We start from the raw sequence: 24,455 nt of genomic DNA on the forward strand, positions 1-24,455 counted from the left end.
CTCAAGCTGGCGCGGGCAGGCCGAGGAACTGGCAGAGCTGTTCGCGCTTGGCCAGGGCATCGCGCCGGCCCAACTCGATCAGCTCGCTGCAATAGCCGGCTTCGAACAGCAGGTAGCTGAGCACGCCGGCGCCGCTGGTCTTGGTCGCCCCCGGCCCGCGCAGGAATACCCGCAGCGCCGCCGGCAGTTCGCGGCGGTGGCGGGCGGCGATTTCGTCCAGCGGCTGGCTGGGCGCTACCACCAGCACCTCCACCGGGGCCATGCCCAGGCGCCGCTTGTTCAGATCGGCTGGCAGCAGATGACTGAGGTAATTGAGCCGTTGCAGCAGCTCCAGGTCGTCTTCCAGGCTGTCGATGAAGGTGCTGTTGAGCAGGTGCCCGCCGATCTGTGCAAGGCTGGGCTGCACGCCGCTGAAAATCCGTTGCTGTCCATCACCCGGCGCCGGCTGGTGCGGGTTGCCACTGACCCCGACCACCAGCACCCGGCTCGCACCCAGGTGCAACGCCGGGCTGATCGGTGCCGACTGGCGTACCGCGCCGTCGCCGTAGTACTCCTGGCCGAGCTTGATCGGCGCAAACAGCAGCGGAATCGCCGAGCTGGCCAGCAGGTGCTCGACGCTCAGCCGGGTGGGCATGCCGATACGCCGGTGGCGCAGCCAGGGGTCGATGGCGCCCTTGCCCTGATAGAAGGTCACGGCCTGGCCGGATTCGTAGCCGAAGGCGGTCACTGCCACGGCGCGCAGTTGCTGTTGTTCGATGGCATGGCCGATGCCGTCGAGATCGAGGTGGTCGTTGAGCAGTGTGCGCAGTGGCGAGCTGTCGAGCAGGGCCACCGGCGCCTGGGCACCGAGGCCGAGCAGGCTATGGCCGACGAAGCGGCTGGCCTGGCGGATCACCCCGGGCCAGTCGCTGCGCAGCACCTGGTGGCTGCGAAAGCCCTGCCAGAAGGCCGTGAGGCGGCGGATGGCCTCGGGAAAATGCAGGGCACCGCTGGCCAGGGTGACGGCGTTGATCGCGCCGGCGGAGGTGCCGACGATGACCGGAAACGGGTTGGCGGCGCCAGGCGGCAGCAGATCGGCGATGCCGGCCAGCACGCCGACCTGATAGGCGGCACGGGCGCCGCCGCCGGAGAGGATCAGGCCGGTGATGGGTGGGGCTGCTGGCATTGCGATCCTCCCTGGGTGTTGGTGGTGCGGCTATCGCGACCCGACGCGTCCCGCGATGGCGTCCTCAGCGTTTTTCGTAAAGCCGCGGCGCCCCCGGCGGACGCGACTTGAAACGCCGATGCGCCCACAGGTACTGCGCCGGGCAGGCGCGCAAGGCGGTTTCGATCCAGCGGTTGATCCGCAGGCAGTCGGCTTCTTCGGTCGCCCCCGGGAAGTCCTCCAGCGGTGCATGGATCACCAGACGATAACCGCTGCCATCGGCCAGCCGCTCCTGGGTGAACGGGATCACCCGCGCCTTGCCCAGCCGGGCAAACTTGGTGGTCGCGGTTACCGTGGCCGCCTCGATGCCGAACAACGGCACAAACAAGCTCTGTTTGGCGCCGTAGTCCTGGTCTGGCGCATACCAGATGGCCCGACCGGAACGCAGCAGCTTGAGCATGCCTCGCACGTCCTCGCGCTCCACCGCCAGCGAATCGAGGTTGTGCCGCTCGCGGCCACGCCGCTGGACATAGTCGAACAGCGGGTTCTTGTGCTCGCGGTACATGCCGTCGATGGTGTGCTCCTGGCCGAGCAACGCTGCGCCGATTTCCAGCGTGGTGAAATGCAGGGCCATCAGGATGGCACCCTGGCCATCACGCTGCGCCGCCTGCAGATGCTCCAGACCCTCGATGTGTGCCAGGCGCGCCAATCGGGCCTTTGGCCACCACCAGCTCATGGCCATTTCGAAGAAGGCGATGCCGGTGGAGGCGAAGTTTTCCTTCAGCAAACGGGTCCGCTCGACGGACGGTAATGCCGGGAAGCAAAGCTCCAGGTTGCGCGCCGCAATATAGCGGCGTTCGCCGGCAACCCGGTACATCAGCGCACCGAGGGCACGGCCGAGCACCAGCAAAGCCCGGTACGGCAGCTGCACGATCAGCCACAGCAGGCCCAGCCCCAGCCACAGCGGCCAGAAACGCGGGTGTAGAAAGTACGGACGAAAACGCGGGCGATCCATTCAAGATTCCGGAAAGACAATGGCCGCGCATTCTACAACGGTTCGGTGCGGGTTGCGGCTAACCGGCGTTCTCGTTATAAGTCTGGGCACTTTTTCGTAACAAGCCGCCCGATGCAGACCATGAGCCAAACCCAGACGCCAGACCAAGAACCCGTGTTCCAGCTCAAGGGCAGCATGCTCGCCATCACCGTGCTGGAACTTGCGCAGAACAACCTCGAAGGCCTCGATCGACAGCTGGCGACCAAGGTTGCCCAAGCGCCGAATTTCTTCAGCAATACCCCGCTGGTACTGGCGCTGGACAAACTCCCGGCCGGCGAAGGCGCGATCGACCTGCCGGGGCTGATGCGCGTCTGCCGCCATCACGGCCTGCGCACCCTGGCGATCCGCGCCAGCCGCATCGAGGACATTGCTGCCGCCATCGCCATCGACCTGCCGGTGCTGCCGCCGTCCGGCGCCCGCGAGCGGCCGCTGGAGCCGGAGCCCGAGGTGAAGAAGCCTGAGCCGGCGCCTACCCCGCCGCCGCCACCGGAACCGACCATCAAGCCGACCAAGATCATCACCACGCCGGTCCGTGGCGGCCAGCAGATCTACGCCCAGGGTGGCGATCTGGTGGTGATCGCCTCGGTCAGCCCGGGTGCGGAACTTCTCGCCGATGGCAACATCCATGTCTACGGCGCGATGCGCGGCCGCGCGCTGGCCGGGATCAAGGGCAACACCAAGGCGCGGATCTTTTGCCAGCAGATGACCGCCGAACTGGTTTCGATTGCCGGGCAATACAAGGTGTCCGAAGATCTGCGCCGCGATCCGCTGTGGGGCGCCGGGGTGCAGGTCAGCCTGTCCGGTGACGTGTTGAACATCACACGTCTTTAACGGATACTGCCGCCATTTTCCGCGCAACTTTTCCATATGTTGCCGTGTTTGTATTTTTTGGGACGTGAAGTCCTTTTTCTTTAGGGGTGATACACCTTGGCCAAGATTCTCGTGGTTACATCCGGCAAGGGTGGTGTGGGTAAGACCACCACCAGCGCCGCTATCGGTACCGGCCTCGCACTGCGTGGCCACAAGACGGTCATCGTCGACTTCGACGTCGGCCTGCGTAACCTCGACCTGATCATGGGCTGCGAACGCCGCGTGGTGTACGACTTCGTCAACGTGGTCAACGGCGAAGCCAACCTGCAACAGGCCCTGATCAAGGACAAGCGCCTTGAGAACCTGTTCGTACTGGCCGCCAGCCAGACCCGTGACAAGGACGCGCTGACCCAGGAAGGCGTGGAAAAGGTCCTGATGGAACTGAAGGAAAACTTCGACTACGTGGTCTGCGACTCGCCGGCCGGTATCGAGAAGGGTGCCCACCTGGCGATGTACTTCGCCGACGAAGCCATCGTCGTGACCAACCCGGAAGTTTCCTCGGTACGTGACTCGGACCGCATGCTCGGCCTGCTGGCGAGCAAATCGCGCCGCGCCGAACGCAACGAAGACCCAATCAAGGAACACCTGCTGATCACCCGCTACCATCCAGAGCGTGTGAGCAAGGGCGAGATGCTTGGCGTCGAAGACGTCAAGGAAATCCTCTCGGTCGCGCTGCTGGGCGTGATCCCGGAATCCCAGGCGGTGCTCAAGGCATCCAACCAGGGCGTCCCGGTAATTCTCGACGACCAGAGCGATGCAGGTCAGGCCTACAGCGATACCGTTGACCGCCTGCTGGGCAAAACCGTGGAACATCGGTTCCTCGACGTACAGAAGAAGGGATTCTTCGAGCGCCTGTTTGGAGGCAACTAACAAATGAACCTTTTTGACTTCTTTCGTGCCAGCAAAAAAGTAAGCACCGCCTCGGTCGCGAAAGAGCGTCTACAGATCATCGTGGCGCACGAGCGCGGTCAGCGTAGCACCCCGGACTACCTGCCGGCCCTGCAGAAAGAGCTGGTCGAGGTGATCCGCAAGTACGTGAACATCGGCAACGATGATGTGCAGGTCGCGCTGGAAAACCAGGGCAGCTGCTCGATCCTGGAACTGAACATCACCCTGCCCGATCGTTGATCGACGCATTCGGGTAACCAGCCACGGCGGCGGCCGGGCTCGGGCTTCATGGCCCGGGTTCGACCGTCGCCGTTGGCGTTTGCAGAGAACACGCAATGCCGCTGTCGAACGTTCACATCCTGCATGAGGATGCCGCTGTGCTGGTGGTCAACAAGCCCACCCTGCTGCTGTCCGTGCCCGGCCGGGCCGAGGACAACAAGGACTGCCTGATCACCCGCCTGCAGGAAAACGGCTACCCCGATGCCCTGATCGTCCATCGCCTGGACTGGGAAACCTCGGGGATCATCCTGCTGGCCCGCGATGCCGACAGTCATCGCGAGCTGTCGCGGCAGTTCCATGACCGCGAAACCGAAAAAGCCTACACCGCGCTGTGCTGGGGCCAACCGGAACTGGACAGCGGCAGTATCGACCTGCCGCTGCGCTATGACCCGCCGACCAAGCCGCGGCATGTGGTGGACCATGAGCAGGGCAAGCATGCGCTGACCTTCTGGCGCATCGTCGAGCGCTGCGGCGATTACTGCCGGGTGGAACTGACGCCGATTACCGGGCGCTCGCATCAGTTGCGCGTGCACATGCTGTCGATCGGCCATCCGCTGCTGGGGGATCGCTTGTATGCGTACCCCGAGGCACTGGCGGCCCATGAGCGGCTATGCCTGCATGCGAGCATGCTCAGCTTTACCCATCCGGTGAGTGGCGAGCGGCTGCGCTTCGAGTGTCCGGCACCGTTCTAGGCTGAAGATCAAAGGCATCGCGGGACGCGTCGGATCGCGATGCTTTTCAACTACCGCACAGACCAATCCCACAAACTCCTACATACAGAAGTGAAATCTTTGTAGGAAGGCTCTGCCACGCATCCCCGGCGTCACAAACCGGCGACCATACGTTAAACTCCGCGCCACAGCTGTCTGGAGTGACTTATGCGCGACGCCCTGAATCAAGGCCTGATTGACTTCCTCAAGGCCTCCCCCACGCCGTTCCATGCCACCGCCGCCCTGGCCCAGCGCCTCGAAGCCGCCGGTTATCAACGCCTGGACGAACGCGACAGCTGGGCCACCGTGGCCGGCGGTCGCTATTACCTGACCCGCAACGACTCTTCGATCATCGCCTTCAAGCTCGGCAAACACTCGCCGCTGCTCGACGGCATCCGCCTGGTCGGCGCCCACACCGACAGCCCGTGCCTGCGCGTCAAGCCGCAGCCCGAGCTGCAACGCCAGGGCTTCTGGCAACTGGGCGTCGAAGTCTATGGCGGCGCCCTGCTCGCCCCCTGGTTCGACCGCGACCTGTCGCTGGCCGGGCGCGTCACCTTCCGCCGCGACGGCAAGGTCGAAAGCCAACTGATCGACTTCAAGCTGCCGATTGCCGTCATCCCGAACCTGGCCATCCACCTCAACCGCACCGCCAACGAAGGCTGGGCGATCAACCCGCAGCTTGAGCTGCCACCGATCCTGGCGCAGGTGGCCGGCGACGAGCGGGTCGACTTCCGCGCCCTGCTTACCGAGCAATTGGCCCGTGAACACGGCCTGAACGCCGACGTCGTGCTCGATTACGAGCTGGGCTTCTATGACACCCAGGACGCCGCCATCGTTGGCCTGCATGGCGACTTCATCGCCGGCGCACGCCTCGACAACCTGCTGTCGTGCTATGCCGGCCTGCAGGCACTGCTGAGTGCCGACAGCGACGAAACCTGCGTGCTGGTGTGCAACGACCACGAAGAAGTCGGCTCCTGCTCGGCCTGCGGTGCCGACGGCCCGATGCTTGAGCAGACCCTGCGCCGGCTGCTGCCCGATGGCGACGATTTCGTCCGGGCCATCCAGCGCTCGCTGCTGGTTTCGGCCGACAACGCCCATGGCGTACACCCCAACTATGCCGACAAGCATGACGGCAACCACGGGCCGAAGCTCAATGCCGGCCCGGTGATCAAGGTCAACAACAACCAGCGCTACGCTACCAACAGCGAAACTGCCGGGTTCTTCCGCCATCTGTGCATGGCCGAGGAAGTGCCAGTACAAAGCTTCGTGGTGCGCAGCGACATGGGTTGCGGCTCGACCATCGGCCCGATCACCGCCAGTCACCTGGGTGTGCGTACCGTCGACATCGGCCTGCCGACCTTCGCCATGCACTCGATCCGCGAGCTGTGCGGTAGCCATGACCTGGCGCACCTGGTGAAGGTGTTGACGGCGTTCTATCGCAGCCGCGATCTGCCTTGAGCTGAACAGCTTAGCCGGCAACGCCGGCTCCTACAGGGACGGTGCCTGACCTCCATCAACCCCGTCCCGGCGAATCCGGCCTATGCTTGCCCCATCGCCCCACACGCCGAGCAAGGACCTTGCGCATGTCTGAGTTTCAAATGATGTTCCTCCCGGTGATCGCCGGCCTGATCCTGCTGACCATCGGCTTCAGCATGCGCGAGCGCAACAGCGGCGTGCTGATGATGTGGATCGGCATGCTCGGCATCCTCGGCATCATGGTCTGGAAGATCCTCGAGAAACTGGCCTGACAAATGCTCTACACTCGCACGATTGATTGTCGAGGTTGATCGTCCGGTGTCCGCCCTATTGCGCAGCTTTGCCCTGTTGTTCATGCTCCTGCTCACCCCCCTCGGCCAAGCCCAGGCGGTTGGGCTACCCGGCCTGTTGGGCGGCAGCAAGCCGCAAGCCGAGGCCAACGAGCCGCTCAGCCAGTCGCTGGACGAGGTGATCAAGAACCTGGAAAACGACCAGCAACGGGCCAAGCTGCTGGCCGACCTGAAAAAACTCCGCGACAGCACCAGACAAGCACAACCGTCCGCCGAACAAGGCGTGCTCGGCCTGATCGGCAGCACCCTCGGCGAGCTGGAAAAACAGTTCAGTGGCGAAGCCAGCCCGTTCACCCGCTGGCAACGCGAACTGGAACTGGCGCAAATCGAACTCTCCGCCCGCGTGGTGCCACTCCAGGAGTGGCCACCGATCCTGTTCGGCTTCGCCGCCATCATTGCCCTCTGGAGCCTGCTGGCCTACGCCTTGAACTGGGTCGGCCACCAGCTGCGACTGCGCTTCGGCCTGACCGAGGAGCTGCCACAGAACCCGCGTACCTGGGACCTGGTGCGCTTCGCCCTGCGCAAGCTCGGGCCATGGCTGGTGGCGCTGGTGATCACCGTGTACCTGAGCTTCGCCCTGCCGTCGTCGCTGGGCAAGTCCATGGCCATGGTGCTGGCTTATGCGCTGGTGGTGGGCACCTGCTTCTCGGCGATCTGCGTGATCGCCTTCTCCCTGCTCGACGGCCCGCACCGCCACCGCGCCCTGTACATCCTGCGCCACCGTGCCTTCCGCCCGCTGTGGCTGATCGGCAGCTTCGCCGCATTCGGCGAAGCGATGAACGACCCGCGCATGTCCGCCGCCCTCGGCGATCACCTCGCGCACAGCCTGGCAACCCTGGCCAACATCCTCGCCGGTTTGACCAGCGGGGTATTCATCCTGCGGTTCCGCCGGCCGATTGCCCACCTGATCCGCAACCAGCCCCTGTCACGCCGGCTCACCCGGCGTGCGCTGAGCGACACCATCGAGATCCTCGGCAGCTTCTGGTACCTGCCAGCGATGGTGCTGGTGGGGATTTCCCTGGTCGCCACCTTCGTTTCCGCTGGCGACACCAGCACCGCGCTGCGCCAGTCGCTGATGTGCACCGTGCTGGTGGTGCTGTGCATGGTGGTCAACGGCCTGGTGCGCCGCACCGCGACCAAACCGCGCCGGGCCAAGCGCCGTCAGGCGGTGTACGCCGAGCGCCTGCGCAGCTTCGGCTACACCCTGCTGCACCTGCTGATCTGGCTGGTGTTCATCGAACTCGGGCTACGGGTGTGGGGCTTTTCGATCATCGGCTTTGCCGAGGGTGATGGCCACGACATTGCCGTACGCCTGTTCGGCCTGGTCGGCACGCTGATCGCCGCCTGGCTGGTGTGGATTCTCGCCGACACCGCCGTACACCACGCCCTCACCCGCTCGCGCAAGGGCCTGGCCAACACCCGCGCGCAAACCATGATGCCGCTGATCCGCAACGTGCTGTTCGTGGCGATCTTCATCATTGCGGTGATCGTCGCCCTGGCCAACATGGGCATGAACGTCACCCCGCTGCTAGCCGGTGCCGGGGTGATCGGTCTGGCCATCGGTTTTGGTGCACAGTCGCTGGTGGCCGACCTGATCACCGGGCTGTTCATCATCATCGAGGACTCACTGGCCATCGACGACTACGTCGACGTCGGCGGCCACCTCGGCACGGTCGAAGGCCTGACCATCCGCACCGTGCGCCTGCGCGATATCGACGGTATCGTCCACACCATCCCGTTCAGCGAAATCAAGAGCATCAAGAACTACTCGCGCGAGTTCGGCTACGCAATCTTCCGCATTGCCATCCCGCACAGCATGAACATCGACCAGGCAATCACGCTGATCCGCGACGTCGGGCAGAAGATGCGCAACGACCCGCTGCAACGGCGCAACATCTGGTCGCCGCTGGAGCTGCAAGGCGTGGAGAGTTTCGAGTCGGGGTCGGCGGTGCTGCGGGCGCGCTTCAAGACGGCGCCGATCAAGCAGTGGGAGGTTTCTCGCGCATTCAACCTGGCGCTCAAGCGCAAGCTCGACGAAGCCGGCCTGGACCTCGCTACCCCGCGCCTGTCGGTACAGGTGGTGACGGCCGGCGGTGGCGCCGGCGCGGCCAGGGACGTCGCCGCACCGGCCAACGGCGAGGCTTAACCCGCCTCGGCGCCGATGCGGATCGCATCATGGCGCCAGTATTCAAGATCGCAATCGATCAGCCGCCCGTGCTGGTCGCTGTTGACCCGGGTGATATGCAGGCCCGGGCTTCCCGCCGAGACCTTCAAGGCCGTGGCCGCCGCCACCGGCAGCGCCGTGGGCAGGATCTCGAAACGCACCCGGCCGTAGTCGATTGCATAGTGGCGGGCATAGATTTCCGTCAGCGACTGACTCAGGTCCTGTTCGAGGATGCCGGGGAAATACTCCGGGTTCAGGTAGTGCTCGGCGTACAGCACCGCGCGCCCGTCGATGCGGCGCAGGCGGCAGATCTGGATCACGCTGGATAACGCCGGCAATTGCAACCGCGCGCAGATCGCCGCCGCGGCCGGGACCAGCCGCGCCGAAAGCAGCTCGGTACTCGGCTGGCGCCCCTGGTCGCGGACCATCGCATGAAAGTGACTACGCTGGATCAGGTCGTAGGTCAGCCGTTGCGGCGCAACGAACCAGCCGCGCCGTTCTTCGCGATAGATCAGCCCGCGCGCTTCCAGCTGCACCAGTGCCTCGCGCAGGGTGATCCGGGTGGTGTCGAACACCTCGCTGAGCTTGCGTTCGGCCGGCAGCTTGCAGCCGGGCGTCAGCAAGCCGTGCTCGATCTGCTCCTGCAAGGCGTGGCAGATGGCTGTTACTGCGCGGGGTGGCAGAGCACGCATCAAAGGTTACCTATCTGGACTAGTCCAGCCTGTGTCGTGAACCAAAATGGCGCAACGGCGAGCGGCCGGTGAATGCTGCAAGCCTAGGCAATGCAGATGAACGACAGATGACAGCGCCGCCCAACGGTCGTCGTAACGCCCTGCAAATGCGCGGCCAAGACCTTGCGGATCAAGCACTTGAATCTGGTCTACGCTGTATTTCCAGGGCCAGCGACAGCACCCGGAACTGTCTTGCAGACATCAAATTGTCATGCAACGGGCCTACCTTGGCTCAGGTATTGCTGACCTAGACCAACTGCACCGCAACGTCGTTCTACCCCTTCAGTGTTTTGCACGGCACCCAAAAAGGAGCTTCGGATGAAACAGCTTTTCCTGGCCTCACTGTTAGGCACCAGCATCGCGTTCTGCACCTCGGCCATGGCCGCCGGCCCTGACCTCAAAGCCCTCGAAGAGGCCGCCCGCAAGGAAGGCACCGTCAACAGCGTGGGCATGCCCGATGCCTGGGCCAACTGGAAAGGCACCTGGGAAGACCTGGCCGCCAAGTACGGTCTGAAACACACCGACACCGACATGAGTTCGGCGCAGGAAGTGGCCAAGTTCGACGCCGAGAAAGACAACGCCAGCGCCGATATCGGCGACGTCGGTGCAGCCTTCGGACCGATTGCGCTGGCCAAGGGCGTCACCCAGCCGTACAAGCCCAGCACCTGGGAGCAGATCCCCGATTGGGCCAAGGACAAGGACGGACACTGGGCGCTGGCCTATACCGGCACCATCGCCTTCATCGTCAACAAGCAGTTGGTGAAGGAAGAAGACATTCCGAAAACCTGGCACGACCTGGAAAAAGGCAAGTACAAGGTAGCCATCGGTGACGTCGGTACGGCGGCACAGGCGGCCAACGGCGTGCTGGCCGCAGCCATTGCCTACAAAGGCGACGAAAGCAACATTGCCCCGGGCCTGCAACTGTTCACCAAGCTGGCCCAACAGAAGCGCCTGTCGCTGGCCAACCCGACCATTCAAACCCTGGAGAAGGGCGAGATCGAAGTCGGCGTGGTCTGGGACTTCAACGGCCTGAGCTACCGCGAGCAGATCGATCCCAAGCGTTTCGAAGTGCTGATTCCGTCCGATGGCTCGGTGATCTCCGGTTACACCACCATCATCAACAAGTACGCCAAGCACCCGAATGCGGCCAAGCTGGCCCGTGAGTACATCTTCAGCGATGCCGGGCAGATCAACCTTGCCAAGGGCCATGCCCGGCCAATCCGTGCCGAGCACCTGAAGCTGCCGGCCGATGTGCAGGCCAAGCTGCTGCCGAACGAGCAGTACCAGGCTGTGCAGCCGATCAAGGATGCCGCTGCCTGGGAAGCGACGTCGAAGAAGCTGCCGCAACAGTGGCAGGAGCAGGTCATCATCGAGATGGAATAACAGCAGCGGCAAGCGGCAAGCTTCAAGCCGCAAGAAAAAGCATGCCCCACCCCCATCCGCTTTTACTTGCAGCTTGCAGCTTGCGGCTTGCCGCTTAAAGCTCCGGAGCGCCCATGAACCACAACGTCATCCTGGTCCTGCTCGATGGCCTCAATTACCAGGTCGCCCACCATGCCATGGGCCACCTGCATGCCTACGTCGAAGCCGACCGCGCCGCCCTGTACCGCCTGGAATGCGAACTGCCAGCGCTGTCACGGCCGCTGTACGAGTGCATCCTTACCGGCGTCACGCCGATCGACAGCGGTATCGTGCACAACAACGTCAGCCGCCTGTCCAGCGAACGCAGCGTTTTCCACTACGCCCGCGACGCCGGCCTGAACACTGCCGCAGCGGCCTACCACTGGGTCAGCGAGCTGTACAACCGCAGCCCGTTCGAGCCGCTGCGCGACCGCCACACCCACGCGCCCAAGCTACCGATCCAGCACGGCCTGTTCTACTACGCCGATCACTACCCCGACTCGCACCTGTTCGCCGACGCCGAGTACCTGCGCCGCCAGCACGCGCCGAACTTTCTCCTGGTGCACCCGATGAACATCGACGATGCCGGGCACAAGCACGGCCTGGACAGCAGCCAGTACCGCAACAGTGCGCGCAGTGCCGACATCATCCTCGCCAACTACCTGCGTACCTGGCTCGACAGCGGCTACCAGGTGCTGATCACTGCCGACCACGGCATGAACAACGACCACTCGCACAATGGCCTGCTGGCCGAGGAGCGCGAAGTGCCACTGTTCGTCTTCGGCGCCGGGTTCAGCCTCGACCCGGCGGCCAAACCGCTGCAAACCGAGCTGTGCGGGACCATCTGCGAACTGCTCGGCGTAGCCCATGACAAACCGGTCTGCCGGGAGCTGCTCACGTGAATTCGATCCAACGCGGCAAACGGCTGGCGCTGCTTTGCCTGCTGCCTTTCGCAGTGTTCTTCATCATCTTCCAGATCGCCCCGCTGGTCTGGGTGGCCATCCACAGCGTGCAGGCCGAAAACGGCTGGGGGCTGGACAATTTCAGCAAGATCTTCAGCTCGAAGTTCTACCGCCAGGCGATCCAGCACAGCCTGGAAATCAGTTTCTGGTCGAGCGTGTTCGGCCTGTTCATCGCCATCCTCGGCAGCTACTCGCTGCGCCGGGTCGACTCGCGATTGCGCGACTTCGTCAACGCGTTCGCCAACATGACCAGCAACTTCGCCGGGGTGCCCCTGGCCTTCGCCTTCATCATCCTGCTCGGTTTCAACGGTGCGCTGACCCTGCTGCTGAAACAGGCCGGGATCATCGAAGACTTCAACCTCTATTCGAAAACCGGGCTGATCATTCTCTACACCTACTTCCAGATCCCGCTCGGCGTGCTGCTGCTCTACCCGGCCTTCGACGCCCTGCGCGAGGACTGGCGCGAGTCGGCCGCGCTGCTCGGCGCCGACGCCTGGGCCTACTGGCGGCATATCGGCCTGCCAGTGCTGACCCCGGCGCTGCTCGGCACCTTCGTCATCCTCCTGGCCAATGCCCTGGGCGCCTACGCCACGGTGTATGCGCTGACCACCGGCAACTTCAACGTGCTGCCGATTCGCATCGCCGCGCTGGTGGCCGGCGATATTTCCCTGGACCCGAACCTGGCCAGTGCGCTGGCGATCATCCTGGTCGGGCTGATGAGCCTGGTGACCCTGGTCCATCAATGGCTACTGAAGCGGAGCTACCATGTCGCGCGCTGAACCCGGCTCGTCGAGCCTGTACCACCGCGTGGTGGTCTACTGCCTGTTCGTGATCCTGCTGCTGCCGCTGGCCGGCACCCTGCTCTACTCGCTGGCCACCAGCTGGTCGGCAAGCCTGCTGCCCAGCGGGCTGACCTTCAAGTGGTACCTGGCGCTGTGGAGCGACCCACGCTTCCTGGCCGCCTTTGGCCAGTCGCTGCTGGTCTGCGTCGGCGCCCTGCTGCTGTCGGTGCTGCTGATCCTGCCGCTGCTGTTCGTTGTGCATTACCACTTCCCCAGGCTCGACGCGCTGATGAACATTCTGATCCTGCTGCCCTTCGCGGTGCCGCCGGTGGTGTCGTCGGTGGGTCTGCTGCAACTGTATGGCTCGGGGCCGATGGCGATGGTCGGTACGCCGTGGATCCTGATCGGCTGCTACTTCACCGTGGCCCTGCCGTTCATGTACCGGGCGATCACCAACAACCTGCAGGCGATCAACCTGCGCGACCTGATGGACGCCGCCCAGTTGCTCGGTGCCAGCACCTGGCAGGCCGCCTTCCTGGTAGTGCTGCCGAACCTGCGCAAGGGCCTGATGGTAGCCCTGCTGCTGTCGTTCTCGTTCCTGTTCGGCGAGTTCGTGTTTGCCAACCTGCTGGTCGGCACCCGCTACGAGACGCTGCAGGTGTACCTGAACAACATGCGCAACAGCAGCGGGCACTTCAACAGCGCGCTGGTGATTTCCTACTTCTTCTTCGTCCTGGTACTGACCTGGGCTGCCAACCGCCTGAACAAGGACAACCGCTGAGATGAGCTTCGTCGACATCCAGAACCTGCAAAAGAGCTACGCCGGCAGCCCGGTGTTCAACGACATCAATTGCCAGATCGGCCGTGGCGAGTTCGTCACCCTGCTCGGCCCGTCCGGCTGCGGCAAATCCACCCTGCTGCGCTGCATTGCCGGGCTGACCGCCGTGGACAGCGGCAAGATCCTCCTCGACGGCACCGACCTGGTGCCACAGAGCCCGCAGAAGCGCGGGATCGGCATGGTGTTCCAGAGCTACGCACTGTTCCCCAACATGACCGTCGAGCAGAACGTCGCATTCGGCCTGCGCATGCAGAAGGTCAATGCCGATGACAGCCGCAAGCGGGTGCACGAGGCGCTGCAACTGGTCGAACTGCAGAACTTCGCCGCCCGCTACCCGCACCAGCTTTCCGGTGGCCAGTGCCAGCGGGTGGCGCTGGCCCGTTCGCTGGTCACCCGGCCGCGCCTGCTGCTGCTCGACGAGCCGCTGTCGGCGCTGGATGCACGGATCCGCAAACACCTGCGCGAGCAGATCCGGCAGATCCAGCGCGAGCTGGGCCTGACGACGATCTTCGTCACCCACGACCAGGAAGAGGCGCTGACCATGAGCGACCGGATCTTCCTGATGAACCAGGGTCGCATCGTCCAGAGCGGCGATGCCGAAACCCTCTACACCGCACCGGTGGATGCGTTTGCCGCCGGCTTCATCGGCAACTACAACCTGCTCGACGCCGACAGCGCCAGCCGCCTGTTGCAGCGCCCGGTGAGTAGCCGCCTGGCGATCCGCCCGGAGGCCATCGCACTGAGCCTGGACGGTGAGCTGGACGGCCTGGTGCGCAGTCACAGCCTGCTCGGCAATGTCATCCGCTACCGGGTTGAGGCGCGTGGCGTCGAGGTGCTGGTGGATGTACTCAATCGCTCGTCGGCCGATCTGCACGCGGACGGCCAACGCGTATCATTGTCGATCGATCCCACTGCCCTCTGCGAAGTTGCCTGAGGGGTTGCACAGGAGTTTTCTTGAAATGGCTTTAGCAATCTTCGATCTCGACGAAACCCTGATTCACGGTGACTGCGCCTCGCTCTGGAGCGCGCAGATGGTGCGCCTGGGCTGGGTCGATGGCGAATCCTTCCTGCGCCGCGACAAGGAACTGATGGACGCCTATGGCAGGGGGCACCTGGCCATGGAGGACTACATGGCCTTCAGCCTGGAGCCCGTGGCCGGGCGCACGCCGGAGGAAGTCGAGCACCTGGTCGAGCCGTGGGTCGAGGACGTCATCGAACCGATCATCTACAGCGATGCCTGCACGTGCATTGCCGCGCACCGCAAGCACGGTGACCGGATCCTGGTGATTTCCGCTTCGGGCGCGCACCTGGTCGGGCCGATTGCAGCGCGACTGGGCATCGACGAGTTTCTGGCGATCGACCTGGAGGTGCGCAACGGCGTGTTTACCGGCAACACGGTGGGCACGCTGACCTACCGCGAAGGCAAGATCAGCCGCCTGCTGGAGTGGCTGGATCAGGAGGAAGAGAACCTGGAAGGCGCGAGCTTCTATTCCGATTCGCGCAATGACCTGCCGTTGCTGCTGAAGGTCGATCACCCGCATGTGGTGAACCCGGACCCGGTGCTGCGCGAGCATGCCGAGCAGCATGGCTGGCCGATCCTGAGCTGGCGCTGAAAACGGGGCTAGTGTACGGCCCATCGCGGGACGAGCCCGCTCCCACAAGCGCAGCACAGGGTACGTCTTGTTGGAGCGGCGGGGCGGCGACCCGACTGGTCCCGCGCGAGGCCCTCAGCTTTTACACAAGGCCGGGGTCAATCACCAGCACCAGCTTGCCCGAGACCTGATTGCCCGCCAGCTCGGCATATGCCGCCTGCGCCTCGGCCACCGGATAGCTGCCCACCAGCTGCGGCTTCAAGCGGCCTTCCTCGAACAGCGGCCAGACCTTCTGGCGCAGATCGCTGAGCAGCTCGGCCTTGAACGACTCGTCGCGGTTGCGCAGGGTCGAACCGGTCACCTGCACGCGCTTGGCCAGTACCTGGGCCAGGTCCAGCTCGGCCTTGCGCCCGCCCATCAGACCGATGATCACCCAGCGCCCATCGCGGGCCAGCAGCGTCAGGTTCAGCGCGGCATAGTTGGCGCCTACCGGGTCAAGGATCACATCGAACGGCGCGAACTCGTTCAGGCGCTCCAGGTTTTCACCACGCAGCACACCGTCAGTGGCGCCCAGGCCCTGGCAGTAGGCCAGCCGATCTGCCGAGCCCACGCTCACCCAGCATGGGTTGCCGAACGCCTTGCACAGCTGGATCGCCGCCGAACCGACACCGCTGGCACCGGCATGCAACAGCACCTTCTCGCCCGGTTTCAAGCCACCGAGCTGGAACAGGTTCAACCAGGCCGTGGCATACACCTCGGGGATCGCCGCCGCTTCCTGCAGGCTCAGGCCTTCAGGTACCGGTAGCACATGACCGGCATCGACCACCACTTCCTCGGCCATGCCACCGCCGGCCAGCAACGCGCAGACGCGGTCGCCCACCTGCCAGGCCGAACCCGGCCCGACCTCGCTGACAACCCCGGCGCACTCCAGCCCCAGGTACTCGCTGGCACCCGGTGGTGGCGGATACAGCCCGGCACGCTGCAACAAGTCGGCGCGATTGAGTCCGGCAGCGGCGACACGAATTCGTACTTGACCTACATCGCAGGTTGGACTTGTCGCCTCAACCCACTCCACATGTCCGTCAACGCCTTGCAATGCCTTCACAGTGCCTCCATAGTTGAGTCATGACTGAGCCTGGGCGCTGTAGCCCAGGCTTTTTGCATTATGCGTCCGGCTCCATGGAACCGGCGAATCCAAAGACGGCCTAATATGCGTGATCAATTGCCCCTACGTCGAATCAGCATGAAGCATTTCCTGCCCAGCACCGCCTTCGCCCTGATGATCGGCCTTGGCAGCTTGCCGCTGGCCGGCAGCGCTCTGGCTGCCAACAGTTGGGACAAGTTGCAACCGGATCGCGACGAAGTCGTTGCCAGCCTGAACGTGGTCGAGCTGCTCAAGCGCCACCACTACAGCAAGCCGCCGCTCAACGATGCGCGTTCGGTCATCATCTATGACAGCTACATCAAGTTGCTCGACCCGTCGCGCAGCTACTTCACCGCCAGCGACATCGCCGAATTCGACAAGTGGAAGACGCAGTTCGACGACTTCCTCAAGGCCGGTAACCTCGACCCTGGCTTCACCATCTACAAGCGCTACCTGGACCGGGTCAAATCGCGTCTGGACTTCACCCTCGCCGAACTGAACAAGGGCGTCGACAAACTCGACTTCAGTGCCAAGGAAACCCTGCTGGTCGACCGCAAGGACGCCCCGTGGATGAAGAACGAAGCCGAGCTCGACGACCTCTGGCGCAAACGTGTCAAGGACGAAGTGCTGCGCCTGAAGATCGCCGGCAAGGAAACCAAGGCGATCCAGGAACTGCTGACCAAGCGCTACAAGAACCAGCTCGCGCGCCTCGACCAGACCCGCGCCGAAGACATCTTTCAGGCCTACATCAACACCTTCGCGCAGTCCTACGACCCACACACCAACTACCTGTCGCCGGATAACGCGGAAAACTTCGACATCAACATGAGCCTGTCGCTGGAAGGCATCGGTGCAGTGCTGCAAAGCGACAACGATCAGGTCAAGATCGTGCGCCTGGTCCCGGCCGGCCCGGCCGCCAAGACCAAGCAGGTGGCCCCGGCCGACAAGATCGTCGGCGTGGCCCAGGGCGACAAGGAAATGGTCGACGTGATCGGTTGGCGCCTGGACGAAGTGGTCAAGCTGATCCGCGGGCCGAAAGGTTCGGTGGTGCGCCTGGAAGTGATCCCGGCCAGCAATGCGCCGAACGACCAGACCAGCAAGATCGTCGCCATCACCCGCGAAGCGGTGAAGCTCGAAGAGCAGGCCGCGAAAAAGTCGGTGCTCAACCTCAAGCAGGATGGCCGCGACTACAAGCTGGGGATCATCGAGATCCCGGCCTTCTACCTCGACTTCAAGGCCTTCCGTGCCGGTGACCCGGAGTACAAGTCGACCACCCGCGACGTGAAGAAACTGCTCACCGAGCTGCAGAAGGAAAAAGTCGACGGCGTGGTCATCGACCTGCGCAACAACGGCGGCGGGTCCCTGCAGGAAGCCACCGAGCTGACCAGCCTGTTCATCGACAAGGGCCCGACCGTACTGGTGCGTAACAGCGACGGCCGCGTCGACGTGCTTGAAGACGAGAACACCGGTGCCTTCTACAAGGGCCCGCTGGCGCTGCTGGTGAACCGTCTCTCGGCCTCGGCCTCGGAGATCTTCGCCGGCGCCATGCAGGACTACCACCGCGCGCTGATCATCGGCGGCCAGACCTTCGGCAAAGGCACCGTGCAGACTATCCAGCCGCTCAACCATGGCGAGCTCAAGCTGACCCTGGCCAAGTTCTACCGGGTTTCCGGACAGAGCACCCAGCACCAGGGCGTGCTGCCGGACATCGATTACCCGTCGGTGATCGACACCAAGGAAATCGGCGAAAGCGCGTTGCCTGAAGCGATGCCGTGGGACACCATTCGCCCGGCGATCAAGCCGGCCGCCGATCCGTTCAAGCCGTTCCTCGCCCAGCTGAAAACCCGCCACGACACGCGCAGTGCCAAGGACCCGGAATTCGTCTATATCCGCGACCGCCTGGCGCTGACCCAGAAGCTGATGAACGAGAAGACCGTCAGCCTCAACGAAGCCGAACGCCGTGCCCAGCACGCCGATATCGAAAGCAAGCAGTTGGCCCTGGAGAACACCCGGCGCAAGGCCAAGGGCGAAGAACCGCTGAAGGAGCTGAAGAAGGAAGACGAGGACGCCATCCCCGCCGAACCGGACGACAGCAAACCGGAAGACGATGCCTACCTGGCCGAAACCGGGCGCATCCTGCTCGACTACCTGAGCCTGAACTCGGCGCTGGCCAAGCACTAATGGCAAAATAATATGACTGCGCACTATTGAGTCATCAAACAGTCATCATTCTGTCGTGAAATAAGGGACTGAGCGCCACTGGCCTCAGTCCCTTTTTTTCAAGGTAGTCCTGCCATGACCGTGACCGAACAGCTCAGCGCGTTGAGCTCCATACTGGCTCAAAGCGGCTTGCACAGCCTGTTCCAACCCATCGTCTGCCTGTCCGAGCGACGCCTGCTCGGTTATGAAGCCTTGAGCCGCGGCCCGTCCAACAGCCCGCTGCATTCGCCGATCAACCTGTTCGCAGTGGCTCGCCAGGCCGGTCGACTGACCGAGCTGGAAGTGGCCTGCCGGGAAAGCGCCTGCCGTCGTTTCAGTGAGCAGCAACTCGATGGCAAGCTGTTCCTCAACGTCTCGCCCGAATCCTTGCTCGAACCCCAGTACCAGTCCGGGCGCACTCTCAAGCTGTTGCAGAGCCTCGGCATTCCGCCCAGCCGGGTGGTGATCGAGTTGACCGAACAAACCCCGACCGACGACTTCCAACTGCTCTACAACGCCCTGCACCACTACCGCGACATGGGCTTCTCGATTGCGCTGGACGATCTCGGCGCGGGCTATTCGAGCCTGCGCCTGTGGTCGGAACTGCGCCCGGATTACGTCAAGATCGACCGCCACTTCATCGACGGCATCCACCTCGATGCGGTCAAGCGCGAGTTCGTCGGTTCGATCCTGCAGATCGCCAAGGCCTCACGCGCACAGGTCATTGCCGAGGGCATCGAGCTGGCCGAAGAACTGGCCGTGCTGACCGAGATGGGGGTCGACCTGGTGCAGGGTTACCTGCTCTGTCGCCCGCAGGAACACCCGCCACGCGATGCCGCCGCCATGCTGCCGAACTCGACGACAGCGGACGTGCCGGCGCTGGTGGATGAAAGCCTGGACCTCAGCGCGCTGCTCAACGAGCAGCCGGCGGTGTCCCGCGACACGGCCACGCCACAGGTGCTGGAAGCGTTCCGCCGGCAAGCCAACCTCAACTCGCTGGCGGTACTCGACGAGCGCCAACGGCCATGCGGCATCGTCCACCGCCACTCACTCTCGGACGTCCTGCTCAAGCCATTCGCCACCGATCTGTTCGCGCGCAAGCCAATCAGCCGGCTAATGAGCGACGACTTTCTTGCAGTGGAAATCAGCCAGTCGCTGCAGACCGTCAGCCGCCTGTTGACCAGCCGTGCGCGGCAGCGCATCGAGGAAGATTTCATCATCACCCACAACGGCCGCTACCTGGGCCTCGGGCGGGTGATCGACGTGCTCAAGCTGATCACCGAACAGAAGATCCAGCAAGCGCGCTACGCCAACCCGCTGACCCTGCTGCCCGGCAACGTGCCAATCCAGCAGTGCCTGACCCGCCTGCTCCAGCAACAGCGCAGCGCGGCGATCTGCTACGTGGATATCGACAGTTTCAAGCCGTTCAACGACATCTATGGCTACGCCCGTGGCGACGAGGTGCTGCTGTGTCTGGCGCAGTGCCTGAACGACAGCGTCGACCCCAGCCGCGATTTCGTCGGGCACATCGGCGGCGACGATTTCATGCTGGTGCTCGGTTCGACGGACTGGGCACTGCGCTTGCAGCAACTGCTGGACGATTTTCAGAAACAGTGCCGGCGCTTCTACCGCGCCGAGCATCTTGACGCCGGCTGCTTCATTGCCCACAACCGCCTCGGGCAGCGCCAGGAGTTCCCGCTGCTGTCGCTATCGATCGGCGTGGTGCAACTGCACCCGCAGACCTGCGCCGAGCTGGATGCCGGGCAATTGGCCGATCTCGCCTCACAAGCCAAGCACCACGCCAAGGATCTCAGCGGGCACAGCCTGTACCTGATCGATACCGCCGGAACGCCAGCTCAGGCGCTTTCGGTATCGGGGTAAGCGTACTCGAACACCCGAACCACTTCCGAGGCATGCCAGGATGCGGCGGCGATGCCGTCGGACGGCCCGGAAAACCGCCCAAGGCGCTCCACACATTCGAAGAAGCCGGTGCGCGGCAGGCGGCTGGCACCCTGGCTGATTACCAGCGAGCTGCGCAGCGGCTGCTCGGCGCGGGCATCGAGCACGGCCAGGTATTCCAGCGCAGCGGTCAAGGTCTGCATAGCCGGGGTGGGCAGTTGCAAGCGTTCGAGCAGGGCGCGGTAGGTGAGCAAATGGCGCTGGCGGCGGGCGACATCGAGTTCGCCGAGCAGCCCTTGCCATTGCTCGCGACTGATCCGCACGCTGCTCATGTTGGCTCGCTCCAGCCCGGCACGCCCAGCTCCCAGGCCAGGCTGCGGCGGATCGCTGCATCGGGCTCGCGCTCGCCGCTTTCGATCAGGCCCAGGTACACCGGGCTGATGCCGACGCTGCGCGCCAGTTGTTCGGCCGACAGGCCCTTGGCCTGACGCAAGGCCGCCAGTTCGCCGAACGCCCGCAACGCGGGTGCGGCGATAGCAGGTTCGGTGGTTTCAGCTGTGCTGTCGGTACTCGCCGCAGGTTGCCCCGCAGCCTTGAGCAAGGCCTGGTACTGCTCCCAAGGTACAACCGCGTATTCGGGTTGACCCTCTCGGCTGATGACCTGAATACCCATTACAACCCCCTTGTCGGACTTATCGCATGTAATCGGTAGGCATAATCGTTATGCCAATTATATTACTAGCAGATGCAATCGTGGGAGGTTGGATTTCCCTGGGCTCGCGGACGGTCTATTTCGCCTGTTTCGCCCCGCCGGGCAGCAGGCACACGAGGGGCTCGGCCAGTTCGACACGGCGGTACGGCTTGTTCAACACCTCGAAACGGCTCAACTGTTCGGCATTCAGATCGGTGTAACCGCTCACGACCAGCACCGGCAAGCCGGGAAAGCGCTGGCGCAGCTCGGCGGCCAGTTGGACGCCATTCATCTGCGCCATGACGTAGTCGGTCACGAGGATATCCGGCACCAGGCCGCCCTCCACCGCCTCCAGCGCCAATGCCGCCGAAGCACACGCGCTGATCTCATAGGCCAGGTCGCGCAGTTGCAAGGCGGTGGTCTGACGTACCAGTTCTTCGTCGTCGACCAGCAGCACCTGGGTATGCTGCGGCGCCAGATAAGCCACGCCTTGGCCCGCGCGCCGGGCGATGACCGGGCATGGTTGAGCGACAGCCGGCGCACCAGCAGACACTCGACTTCCTCGACTTCGGACATCCCCCGCACGGGCAGAATGGTGGCCATCAGGGCCTTCAGGCTCAGCGACCAGGTCGACGGCGCCCCCAGTGGCGAATCGCTCCAGTCACGCTCACGCAACAGCCTGGCGATGTCAGGGTTTCTCCTGCTCCAGGCGGAGCGCCTCCGGGGTGTCCGGCAGACGTTCGACTACCCGCAGTTTCTCCGGGGTCTGGCGGTTGCGCCAGGCGCGGAAGGCGGACAATTCGTCGTCAACGGTTTTCAGCACCCAGGCCAGCACGGCGATATCGTCGAGCAGACCAACGCCCAGCAGCCAGTCGGGGATTGCATCCAGCGGGCTGACGAAATACAACAGGCCGGCGACGATGGTCAACAGGGCGCGCGGGCTCACCGCACGGTACTCGCCACGCCACCAGGCCAGGCACAGCGCCTGCAACAGGCGCACGTCGTCTTTAAGTTTGCCGAGCCGGGGGCCCTTGCGCGCCACGGCAAAGATCAGCGCCGGCAGACGTCCACGGCTGAGCAGGCGTTCGGCCAGCGGCAGGAAGCGGGCGAAACTCCAGGGTGCACTCATAGATCCTCCACGGGCTGACTGGCAAAGGTTATCCACAATAATTGTGGATAACCTTGTGAACAGCGCTCAGTTTTAAGCCCAGGGTGCCCACAGGGCAAGGCTCCGGCTTAAATCGGGCGTTTTTTACACACTTGTTTCAATGCGCAATCGTTTTGCCTAAGGGGTCACAGTTTGTGTGTCGCCCCCTGTGAGACGTCGGATGTCGGCTTCAGTTCAGTCCCCTGCATAAACGACAACGCCCCGTCGAGACGGGGCGTTGCGCAGGCAGACGGCAGCTTACTGCTTGGCCGCTTCCTCGGCTTCAGCCTTGGCTGGATCCTTGATGGCCAGCAGTTCCAGGTCGAAGACCAGTACCGAGTTGGCCGGGATCATCGGACTTGGGCTCTGTGCGCCGTAGGCCAGGTCAGCCGGAATATACAGCTTGTACTTCTCGCCAACGTGCATCAGTTGCAGGCCTTCGACCCAACCTGGGATCACGCCGCTAACCGGCAGGTCGATCGGGCTGCCACGCTCAACCGAGCTGTCGAAGACCTTGCCGTCGATCAGCTTGCCTTCGTAGTGAACAGTGACCACGTCGGTTGGCTTTGGCTGAGCGCCATCGGCCTTCTTCACGACTTCGTACTGCAGGCCCGAAGCGGTGGTGACGACACCGGCTTTCTTGCCGTTTTCTTCGAGGAATTTCTTGCCGGCAGCGGCCGACTCTTCGCTCATTTTGACCAGACGTTCTTCTGCACGTTTCTGCAGGGCGGCGAAAGCTTCAACCAGCTCTTCGTCCTTGATCTTCTGCTCTTTCTTGCCGACGGCGTCTTCGATGCCTTGCGCTACAGCTTTCGAATCGAGGTCGTCCATGCCTTCCTGAGCCAGGCTTTTGCCCATGTTCAGGCCGATACCGTAGGAGGCTTTTTGTGCCGGAGTCTTCAGCTCGACGCTGGTCTGCGAATCGCAACCCGCCAGGACCAGGCTAACCAGGGCAACCGCAGCCGCCAACCGATGCTGTTTCATGCTATTTCCTTGTTCATGCGCCAATAGGGCAATCGAGTAAAGCCGCGAGCTTATCAGGCGGCCACGACCAATGGCTACCGGCATGAGAGCGACGAAAGGTGGATAAGTTCAGCAGATGAATGCTTCTTCATCGACGCCTTCGGCAACGACCGGGCCAAGAGCCAGTATTGTCGGCTTCACCGCACCTGCACGCTGAAATTAAGGGCAGTGGCCTTCACGGTATTGCGCCGCAACTTCACGCAGCACCTGGCACAGCCATTGTGCCGGCAGCGACTGCGGCAGCGCGGCGTTGCTGCAGATGCCAACCGAACCACCGGGCTCGCGCGCGCCCAGCTCAAGCTCGCACAGCTCGCCACGATCGAGGTCGACGCGCACCGCATCGCGCGGCGCGATCCATACCGCGTCGCTGCCCAGCACGTAGCGTCGGCTGAGCGCTGGAGAAAGCGTTTCAAGGCGTTGCGCGGGGGGGGCGATAGCGCATTGCACGAACAGGCTGTCGGCATGCTTGCGGATGGTCGTGCCGGCCAGCGGCAGTACCAGCGGGTAGTGCCCGACCTGGCTGCGCTCCAGGGGCACACGGGCCAGCAGCGGGTGACCGGGGCGCACCACCAGCGACATCGATTCGCTGTACAGGTGTTCGAACAGCAGGCCCTGGATTTGCGGGCTGTCGGTCATGCGCCCGATCACCAGGTCAAGCTCACCGACATGCAGTTGTGCCAGCAGGTGGGCGCTGGGCCCGGTGACGACGCTGACCACCAGAGCACTGTGGCGCTGGTGCAGGCGACAGAGCACTTCGGGCATGAGCAGGCTTTCTACCGTCGAGAGCACCCCGACACGCACCTGCGGCGGCTGGTGCTCCTCACCGCGCAGGGTGCTGACGCCTTCGCGCAGGGCCTCTACGCAGGGCCCGGCGTAGCGCATGAAACGCACGCCGGCCGGGGTAAGCTCGACGCCCTGTTTGCCGCGTTCGAACAGGCGGGTCTGCAGCAGCGTTTCCAGCTCCTTGAGGGTCTTGGAAATGGCCGGCTGACTGACAGCCACGGCATCGGCGGCCTTGGCGAAACTGCCCTGGCGGGCGATTTCGAGAAAGCACAGCAGGTGGCGAAATTTGATCCGGGTGTCGAGGTTCATGGCCGGGAGTTTATCCGGG

General features: G+C 63.7%; 25 protein-coding genes. 15 read left to right on the forward strand and 10 right to left on the reverse strand.

The window, feature by feature from the left end:
• Position 1 precedes the first annotated feature (1 nt).
• Both DCO48_RS01045 and DCO48_RS01050 read right to left on the reverse strand, forming a co-directional pair.
• Positions 2-1,165, reverse strand: coding sequence for a patatin-like phospholipase family protein (locus tag DCO48_RS01045; protein WP_116548776.1), 1,164 nt, complete (start codon positions 1,163-1,165; stop codon positions 2-4).
• Between the two features lie 64 nt (positions 1,166-1,229).
• On the reverse strand, positions 1,230-2,159 hold the full coding sequence (locus tag DCO48_RS01050; RefSeq protein WP_116548777.1) for a lipid A biosynthesis lauroyl acyltransferase: 930 nt from the start codon (positions 2,157-2,159) through the stop codon (positions 1,230-1,232).
• Between the two features lie 111 nt (positions 2,160-2,270).
• Here DCO48_RS01050 and minC point away from each other — a divergent pair, with 111 nt between their 5' ends.
• The 7 genes from minC to DCO48_RS01080 all read left to right on the forward strand — a co-directional run bounded on the left by minC (position 2,271) and on the right by DCO48_RS01080 (position 8,917).
• On the forward strand, positions 2,271-3,029 hold the full coding sequence (gene minC, locus DCO48_RS01055; protein WP_116548778.1) for a septum site-determining protein MinC: 759 nt from the start codon (positions 2,271-2,273) through the stop codon (positions 3,027-3,029).
• 96 nt (positions 3,030-3,125) lie between these two features.
• Positions 3,126-3,938, forward strand: a complete 813-nt coding sequence (gene minD / locus DCO48_RS01060; protein ID WP_116548779.1) for a septum site-determining protein MinD — start codon at positions 3,126-3,128, stop codon at positions 3,936-3,938.
• Between the two features lie 3 nt (positions 3,939-3,941).
• Positions 3,942-4,196 (forward strand): cell division topological specificity factor MinE, encoded by a 255-nt coding sequence (gene minE, locus DCO48_RS01065; RefSeq protein ID WP_065760412.1) that lies wholly within the window; start codon positions 3,942-3,944, stop codon positions 4,194-4,196.
• Between the two features lie 95 nt (positions 4,197-4,291).
• The gene (locus tag DCO48_RS01070; RefSeq protein WP_116548780.1) at positions 4,292-4,927 is read left to right on the forward strand and encodes an RluA family pseudouridine synthase; all 636 of its coding nucleotides are present in this window, start codon (positions 4,292-4,294) and stop codon (positions 4,925-4,927) included.
• 186 nt (positions 4,928-5,113) lie between these two features.
• Positions 5,114-6,403: a M18 family aminopeptidase gene (locus DCO48_RS01075; RefSeq protein WP_116548781.1), complete on the forward strand. Its 1,290-nt coding sequence runs from the start codon at positions 5,114-5,116 to the stop codon at positions 6,401-6,403.
• Positions 6,404-6,528: 125 nt separating this feature from the next.
• The gene (locus DCO48_RS22650; RefSeq protein ID WP_165840713.1) at positions 6,529-6,693 is read left to right on the forward strand and encodes a hypothetical protein; all 165 of its coding nucleotides are present in this window, start codon (positions 6,529-6,531) and stop codon (positions 6,691-6,693) included.
• An 82-nt stretch (positions 6,694-6,775) separates the two neighbouring features.
• Positions 6,776-8,917, forward strand: a complete 2,142-nt coding sequence (locus DCO48_RS01080; RefSeq protein WP_371919477.1) for a mechanosensitive ion channel family protein — start codon at positions 6,776-6,778, stop codon at positions 8,915-8,917.
• On the opposite strand, the gene phnR is transcribed toward DCO48_RS01080, so the two are convergent.
• Entirely contained in the window at positions 8,914-9,627 is a 714-nt protein-coding gene (phnR, locus tag DCO48_RS01085) for a phosphonate utilization transcriptional regulator PhnR (protein WP_116548782.1), read from the reverse strand. The genes DCO48_RS01080 and phnR overlap by 4 nt on opposite strands.
• 357 nt (positions 9,628-9,984) lie before the next feature.
• On the opposite strand from phnR, the gene DCO48_RS01090 reads away from it, so the two are divergent.
• From DCO48_RS01090 to DCO48_RS01115, 6 genes are all read left to right on the forward strand, one after another.
• Positions 9,985-11,049 (forward strand): ABC transporter substrate-binding protein, encoded by a 1,065-nt coding sequence (locus DCO48_RS01090; RefSeq protein ID WP_116548783.1) that lies wholly within the window; start codon positions 9,985-9,987, stop codon positions 11,047-11,049.
• Positions 11,050-11,162: 113 nt separating this feature from the next.
• Positions 11,163-11,969: an alkaline phosphatase family protein gene (locus DCO48_RS01095; protein WP_116548784.1), complete on the forward strand. Its 807-nt coding sequence runs from the start codon at positions 11,163-11,165 to the stop codon at positions 11,967-11,969.
• Between the two features lie 5 nt (positions 11,970-11,974).
• Entirely contained in the window at positions 11,975-12,808 is an 834-nt protein-coding gene (locus tag DCO48_RS01100) for an ABC transporter permease subunit (protein WP_116548861.1), read from the forward strand.
• Complete coding sequence (locus DCO48_RS01105) at positions 12,795-13,592, forward strand: ABC transporter permease (protein WP_116548785.1); 798 nt, start codon at positions 12,795-12,797, stop codon at positions 13,590-13,592. Before DCO48_RS01100 ends, DCO48_RS01105 begins: the two co-directional genes overlap by 14 nt.
• 1 nt (position 13,593) lies before the next feature.
• Complete coding sequence (locus DCO48_RS01110; RefSeq protein ID WP_116548786.1) at positions 13,594-14,583, forward strand: ABC transporter ATP-binding protein; 990 nt, start codon at positions 13,594-13,596, stop codon at positions 14,581-14,583.
• Positions 14,584-14,608: 25 nt separating this feature from the next.
• Positions 14,609-15,262: an HAD family phosphatase gene (locus tag DCO48_RS01115; protein WP_116548787.1), complete on the forward strand. Its 654-nt coding sequence runs from the start codon at positions 14,609-14,611 to the stop codon at positions 15,260-15,262.
• 121 nt (positions 15,263-15,383) lie between these two features.
• Here DCO48_RS01115 and DCO48_RS01120 read toward each other — a convergent pair whose 3' ends face one another.
• Positions 15,384-16,346 carry an NAD(P)H-quinone oxidoreductase gene (locus DCO48_RS01120; protein WP_116548788.1) on the reverse strand — a complete coding sequence of 321 codons (963 nt, stop codon included), beginning with the start codon at positions 16,344-16,346 and terminating at the stop codon, positions 15,384-15,386.
• 138 nt (positions 16,347-16,484) lie between these two features.
• Here DCO48_RS01120 and DCO48_RS01125 point away from each other — a divergent pair, with 138 nt between their 5' ends.
• Both DCO48_RS01125 and DCO48_RS01130 read left to right on the forward strand, forming a co-directional pair.
• Positions 16,485-18,566 (forward strand): carboxy terminal-processing peptidase, encoded by a 2,082-nt coding sequence (locus tag DCO48_RS01125; RefSeq protein WP_165840714.1) that lies wholly within the window; start codon positions 16,485-16,487, stop codon positions 18,564-18,566.
• Between the two features lie 114 nt (positions 18,567-18,680).
• A complete protein-coding gene (locus DCO48_RS01130) occupies positions 18,681-20,465 on the forward strand; it encodes a bifunctional diguanylate cyclase/phosphodiesterase (protein WP_116548790.1) in 1,785 nt (594 codons plus the stop codon).
• Here DCO48_RS01130 and DCO48_RS01135 read toward each other — a convergent pair.
• The 6 genes from DCO48_RS01135 to pcaQ form a co-directional block, all read right to left on the reverse strand.
• Positions 20,441-20,815: a hypothetical protein gene (locus DCO48_RS01135; RefSeq protein WP_116548791.1), complete on the reverse strand. Its 375-nt coding sequence runs from the start codon at positions 20,813-20,815 to the stop codon at positions 20,441-20,443. The genes DCO48_RS01130 and DCO48_RS01135 overlap by 25 nt on opposite strands.
• Positions 20,812-21,156, reverse strand: coding sequence for a helix-turn-helix domain-containing protein (locus tag DCO48_RS01140; protein WP_116548792.1), 345 nt, complete (start codon positions 21,154-21,156; stop codon positions 20,812-20,814). Before DCO48_RS01140 ends, DCO48_RS01135 begins: the two co-directional genes overlap by 4 nt.
• 115 nt (positions 21,157-21,271) lie before the next feature.
• A complete protein-coding gene (locus DCO48_RS01145) occupies positions 21,272-21,727 on the reverse strand; it encodes a response regulator (protein ID WP_256583938.1) in 456 nt (151 codons plus the stop codon).
• A gap of 135 nt (positions 21,728-21,862) precedes the next feature.
• Positions 21,863-22,303: a YkvA family protein gene (locus DCO48_RS01150; RefSeq protein ID WP_116548794.1), complete on the reverse strand. Its 441-nt coding sequence runs from the start codon at positions 22,301-22,303 to the stop codon at positions 21,863-21,865.
• A gap of 276 nt (positions 22,304-22,579) precedes the next feature.
• Positions 22,580-23,305, reverse strand: a complete 726-nt coding sequence (locus DCO48_RS01155; protein WP_116548795.1) for an FKBP-type peptidyl-prolyl cis-trans isomerase — start codon at positions 23,303-23,305, stop codon at positions 22,580-22,582.
• Between the two features lie 198 nt (positions 23,306-23,503).
• Entirely contained in the window at positions 23,504-24,436 is a 933-nt protein-coding gene (pcaQ, locus tag DCO48_RS01160) for a pca operon transcription factor PcaQ (RefSeq protein ID WP_116548796.1), read from the reverse strand.
• Positions 24,437-24,455 lie beyond the last annotated feature (19 nt).

This window comes from Pseudomonas sp. SDI (assembly GCF_003105155.1).
In the GTDB taxonomy this organism is placed as follows: domain Bacteria; phylum Pseudomonadota; class Gammaproteobacteria; order Pseudomonadales; family Pseudomonadaceae; genus Aquipseudomonas.

Coding starts and splice junctions, on each gene's coding strand:
- DCO48_RS01090 (WP_116548783.1), top strand. CDS start 9,985: ATGAAACAGCTTTTCCTGGCCTCACTGTTAGGCACCAGCATCGCGTTC.
- DCO48_RS01095 (WP_116548784.1), top strand. CDS start 11,163: ATGAACCACAACGTCATCCTGGTCCTGCTCGATGGCCTCAATTACCAG.
- DCO48_RS01155 (WP_116548795.1), bottom strand. CDS start 23,305: ATGAAACAGCATCGGTTGGCGGCTGCGGTTGCCCTGGTTAGCCTGGTC.
- DCO48_RS01140 (WP_116548792.1), bottom strand. CDS start 21,156: ATGGGTATTCAGGTCATCAGCCGAGAGGGTCAACCCGAATACGCGGTT.
- minC (WP_116548778.1), top strand. CDS start 2,271: ATGCAGACCATGAGCCAAACCCAGACGCCAGACCAAGAACCCGTGTTC.
- DCO48_RS01110 (WP_116548786.1), top strand. CDS start 13,594: ATGAGCTTCGTCGACATCCAGAACCTGCAAAAGAGCTACGCCGGCAGC.
- DCO48_RS01105 (WP_116548785.1), top strand. CDS start 12,795: ATGTCGCGCGCTGAACCCGGCTCGTCGAGCCTGTACCACCGCGTGGTG.
- DCO48_RS01135 (WP_116548791.1), bottom strand. CDS start 20,815: ATGAGCAGCGTGCGGATCAGTCGCGAGCAATGGCAAGGGCTGCTCGGC.
- minE (WP_065760412.1), top strand. CDS start 3,942: ATGAACCTTTTTGACTTCTTTCGTGCCAGCAAAAAAGTAAGCACCGCC.
- DCO48_RS01125 (WP_165840714.1), top strand. CDS start 16,485: ATGAAGCATTTCCTGCCCAGCACCGCCTTCGCCCTGATGATCGGCCTT.
- phnR (WP_116548782.1), bottom strand. CDS start 9,627: ATGCGTGCTCTGCCACCCCGCGCAGTAACAGCCATCTGCCACGCCTTG.
- DCO48_RS01045 (WP_116548776.1), bottom strand. CDS start 1,165: ATGCCAGCAGCCCCACCCATCACCGGCCTGATCCTCTCCGGCGGCGGC.
- DCO48_RS22650 (WP_165840713.1), top strand. CDS start 6,529: ATGTCTGAGTTTCAAATGATGTTCCTCCCGGTGATCGCCGGCCTGATC.
- DCO48_RS01075 (WP_116548781.1), top strand. CDS start 5,114: ATGCGCGACGCCCTGAATCAAGGCCTGATTGACTTCCTCAAGGCCTCC.
- DCO48_RS01050 (WP_116548777.1), bottom strand. CDS start 2,159: ATGGATCGCCCGCGTTTTCGTCCGTACTTTCTACACCCGCGTTTCTGG.
- DCO48_RS01070 (WP_116548780.1), top strand. CDS start 4,292: ATGCCGCTGTCGAACGTTCACATCCTGCATGAGGATGCCGCTGTGCTG.
- DCO48_RS01150 (WP_116548794.1), bottom strand. CDS start 22,303: ATGAGTGCACCCTGGAGTTTCGCCCGCTTCCTGCCGCTGGCCGAACGC.
- DCO48_RS01130 (WP_116548790.1), top strand. CDS start 18,681: ATGACCGTGACCGAACAGCTCAGCGCGTTGAGCTCCATACTGGCTCAA.
- DCO48_RS01080 (WP_371919477.1), top strand. CDS start 6,776: ATGCTCCTGCTCACCCCCCTCGGCCAAGCCCAGGCGGTTGGGCTACCC.
- pcaQ (WP_116548796.1), bottom strand. CDS start 24,436: ATGAACCTCGACACCCGGATCAAATTTCGCCACCTGCTGTGCTTTCTC.
- DCO48_RS01115 (WP_116548787.1), top strand. CDS start 14,609: ATGGCTTTAGCAATCTTCGATCTCGACGAAACCCTGATTCACGGTGAC.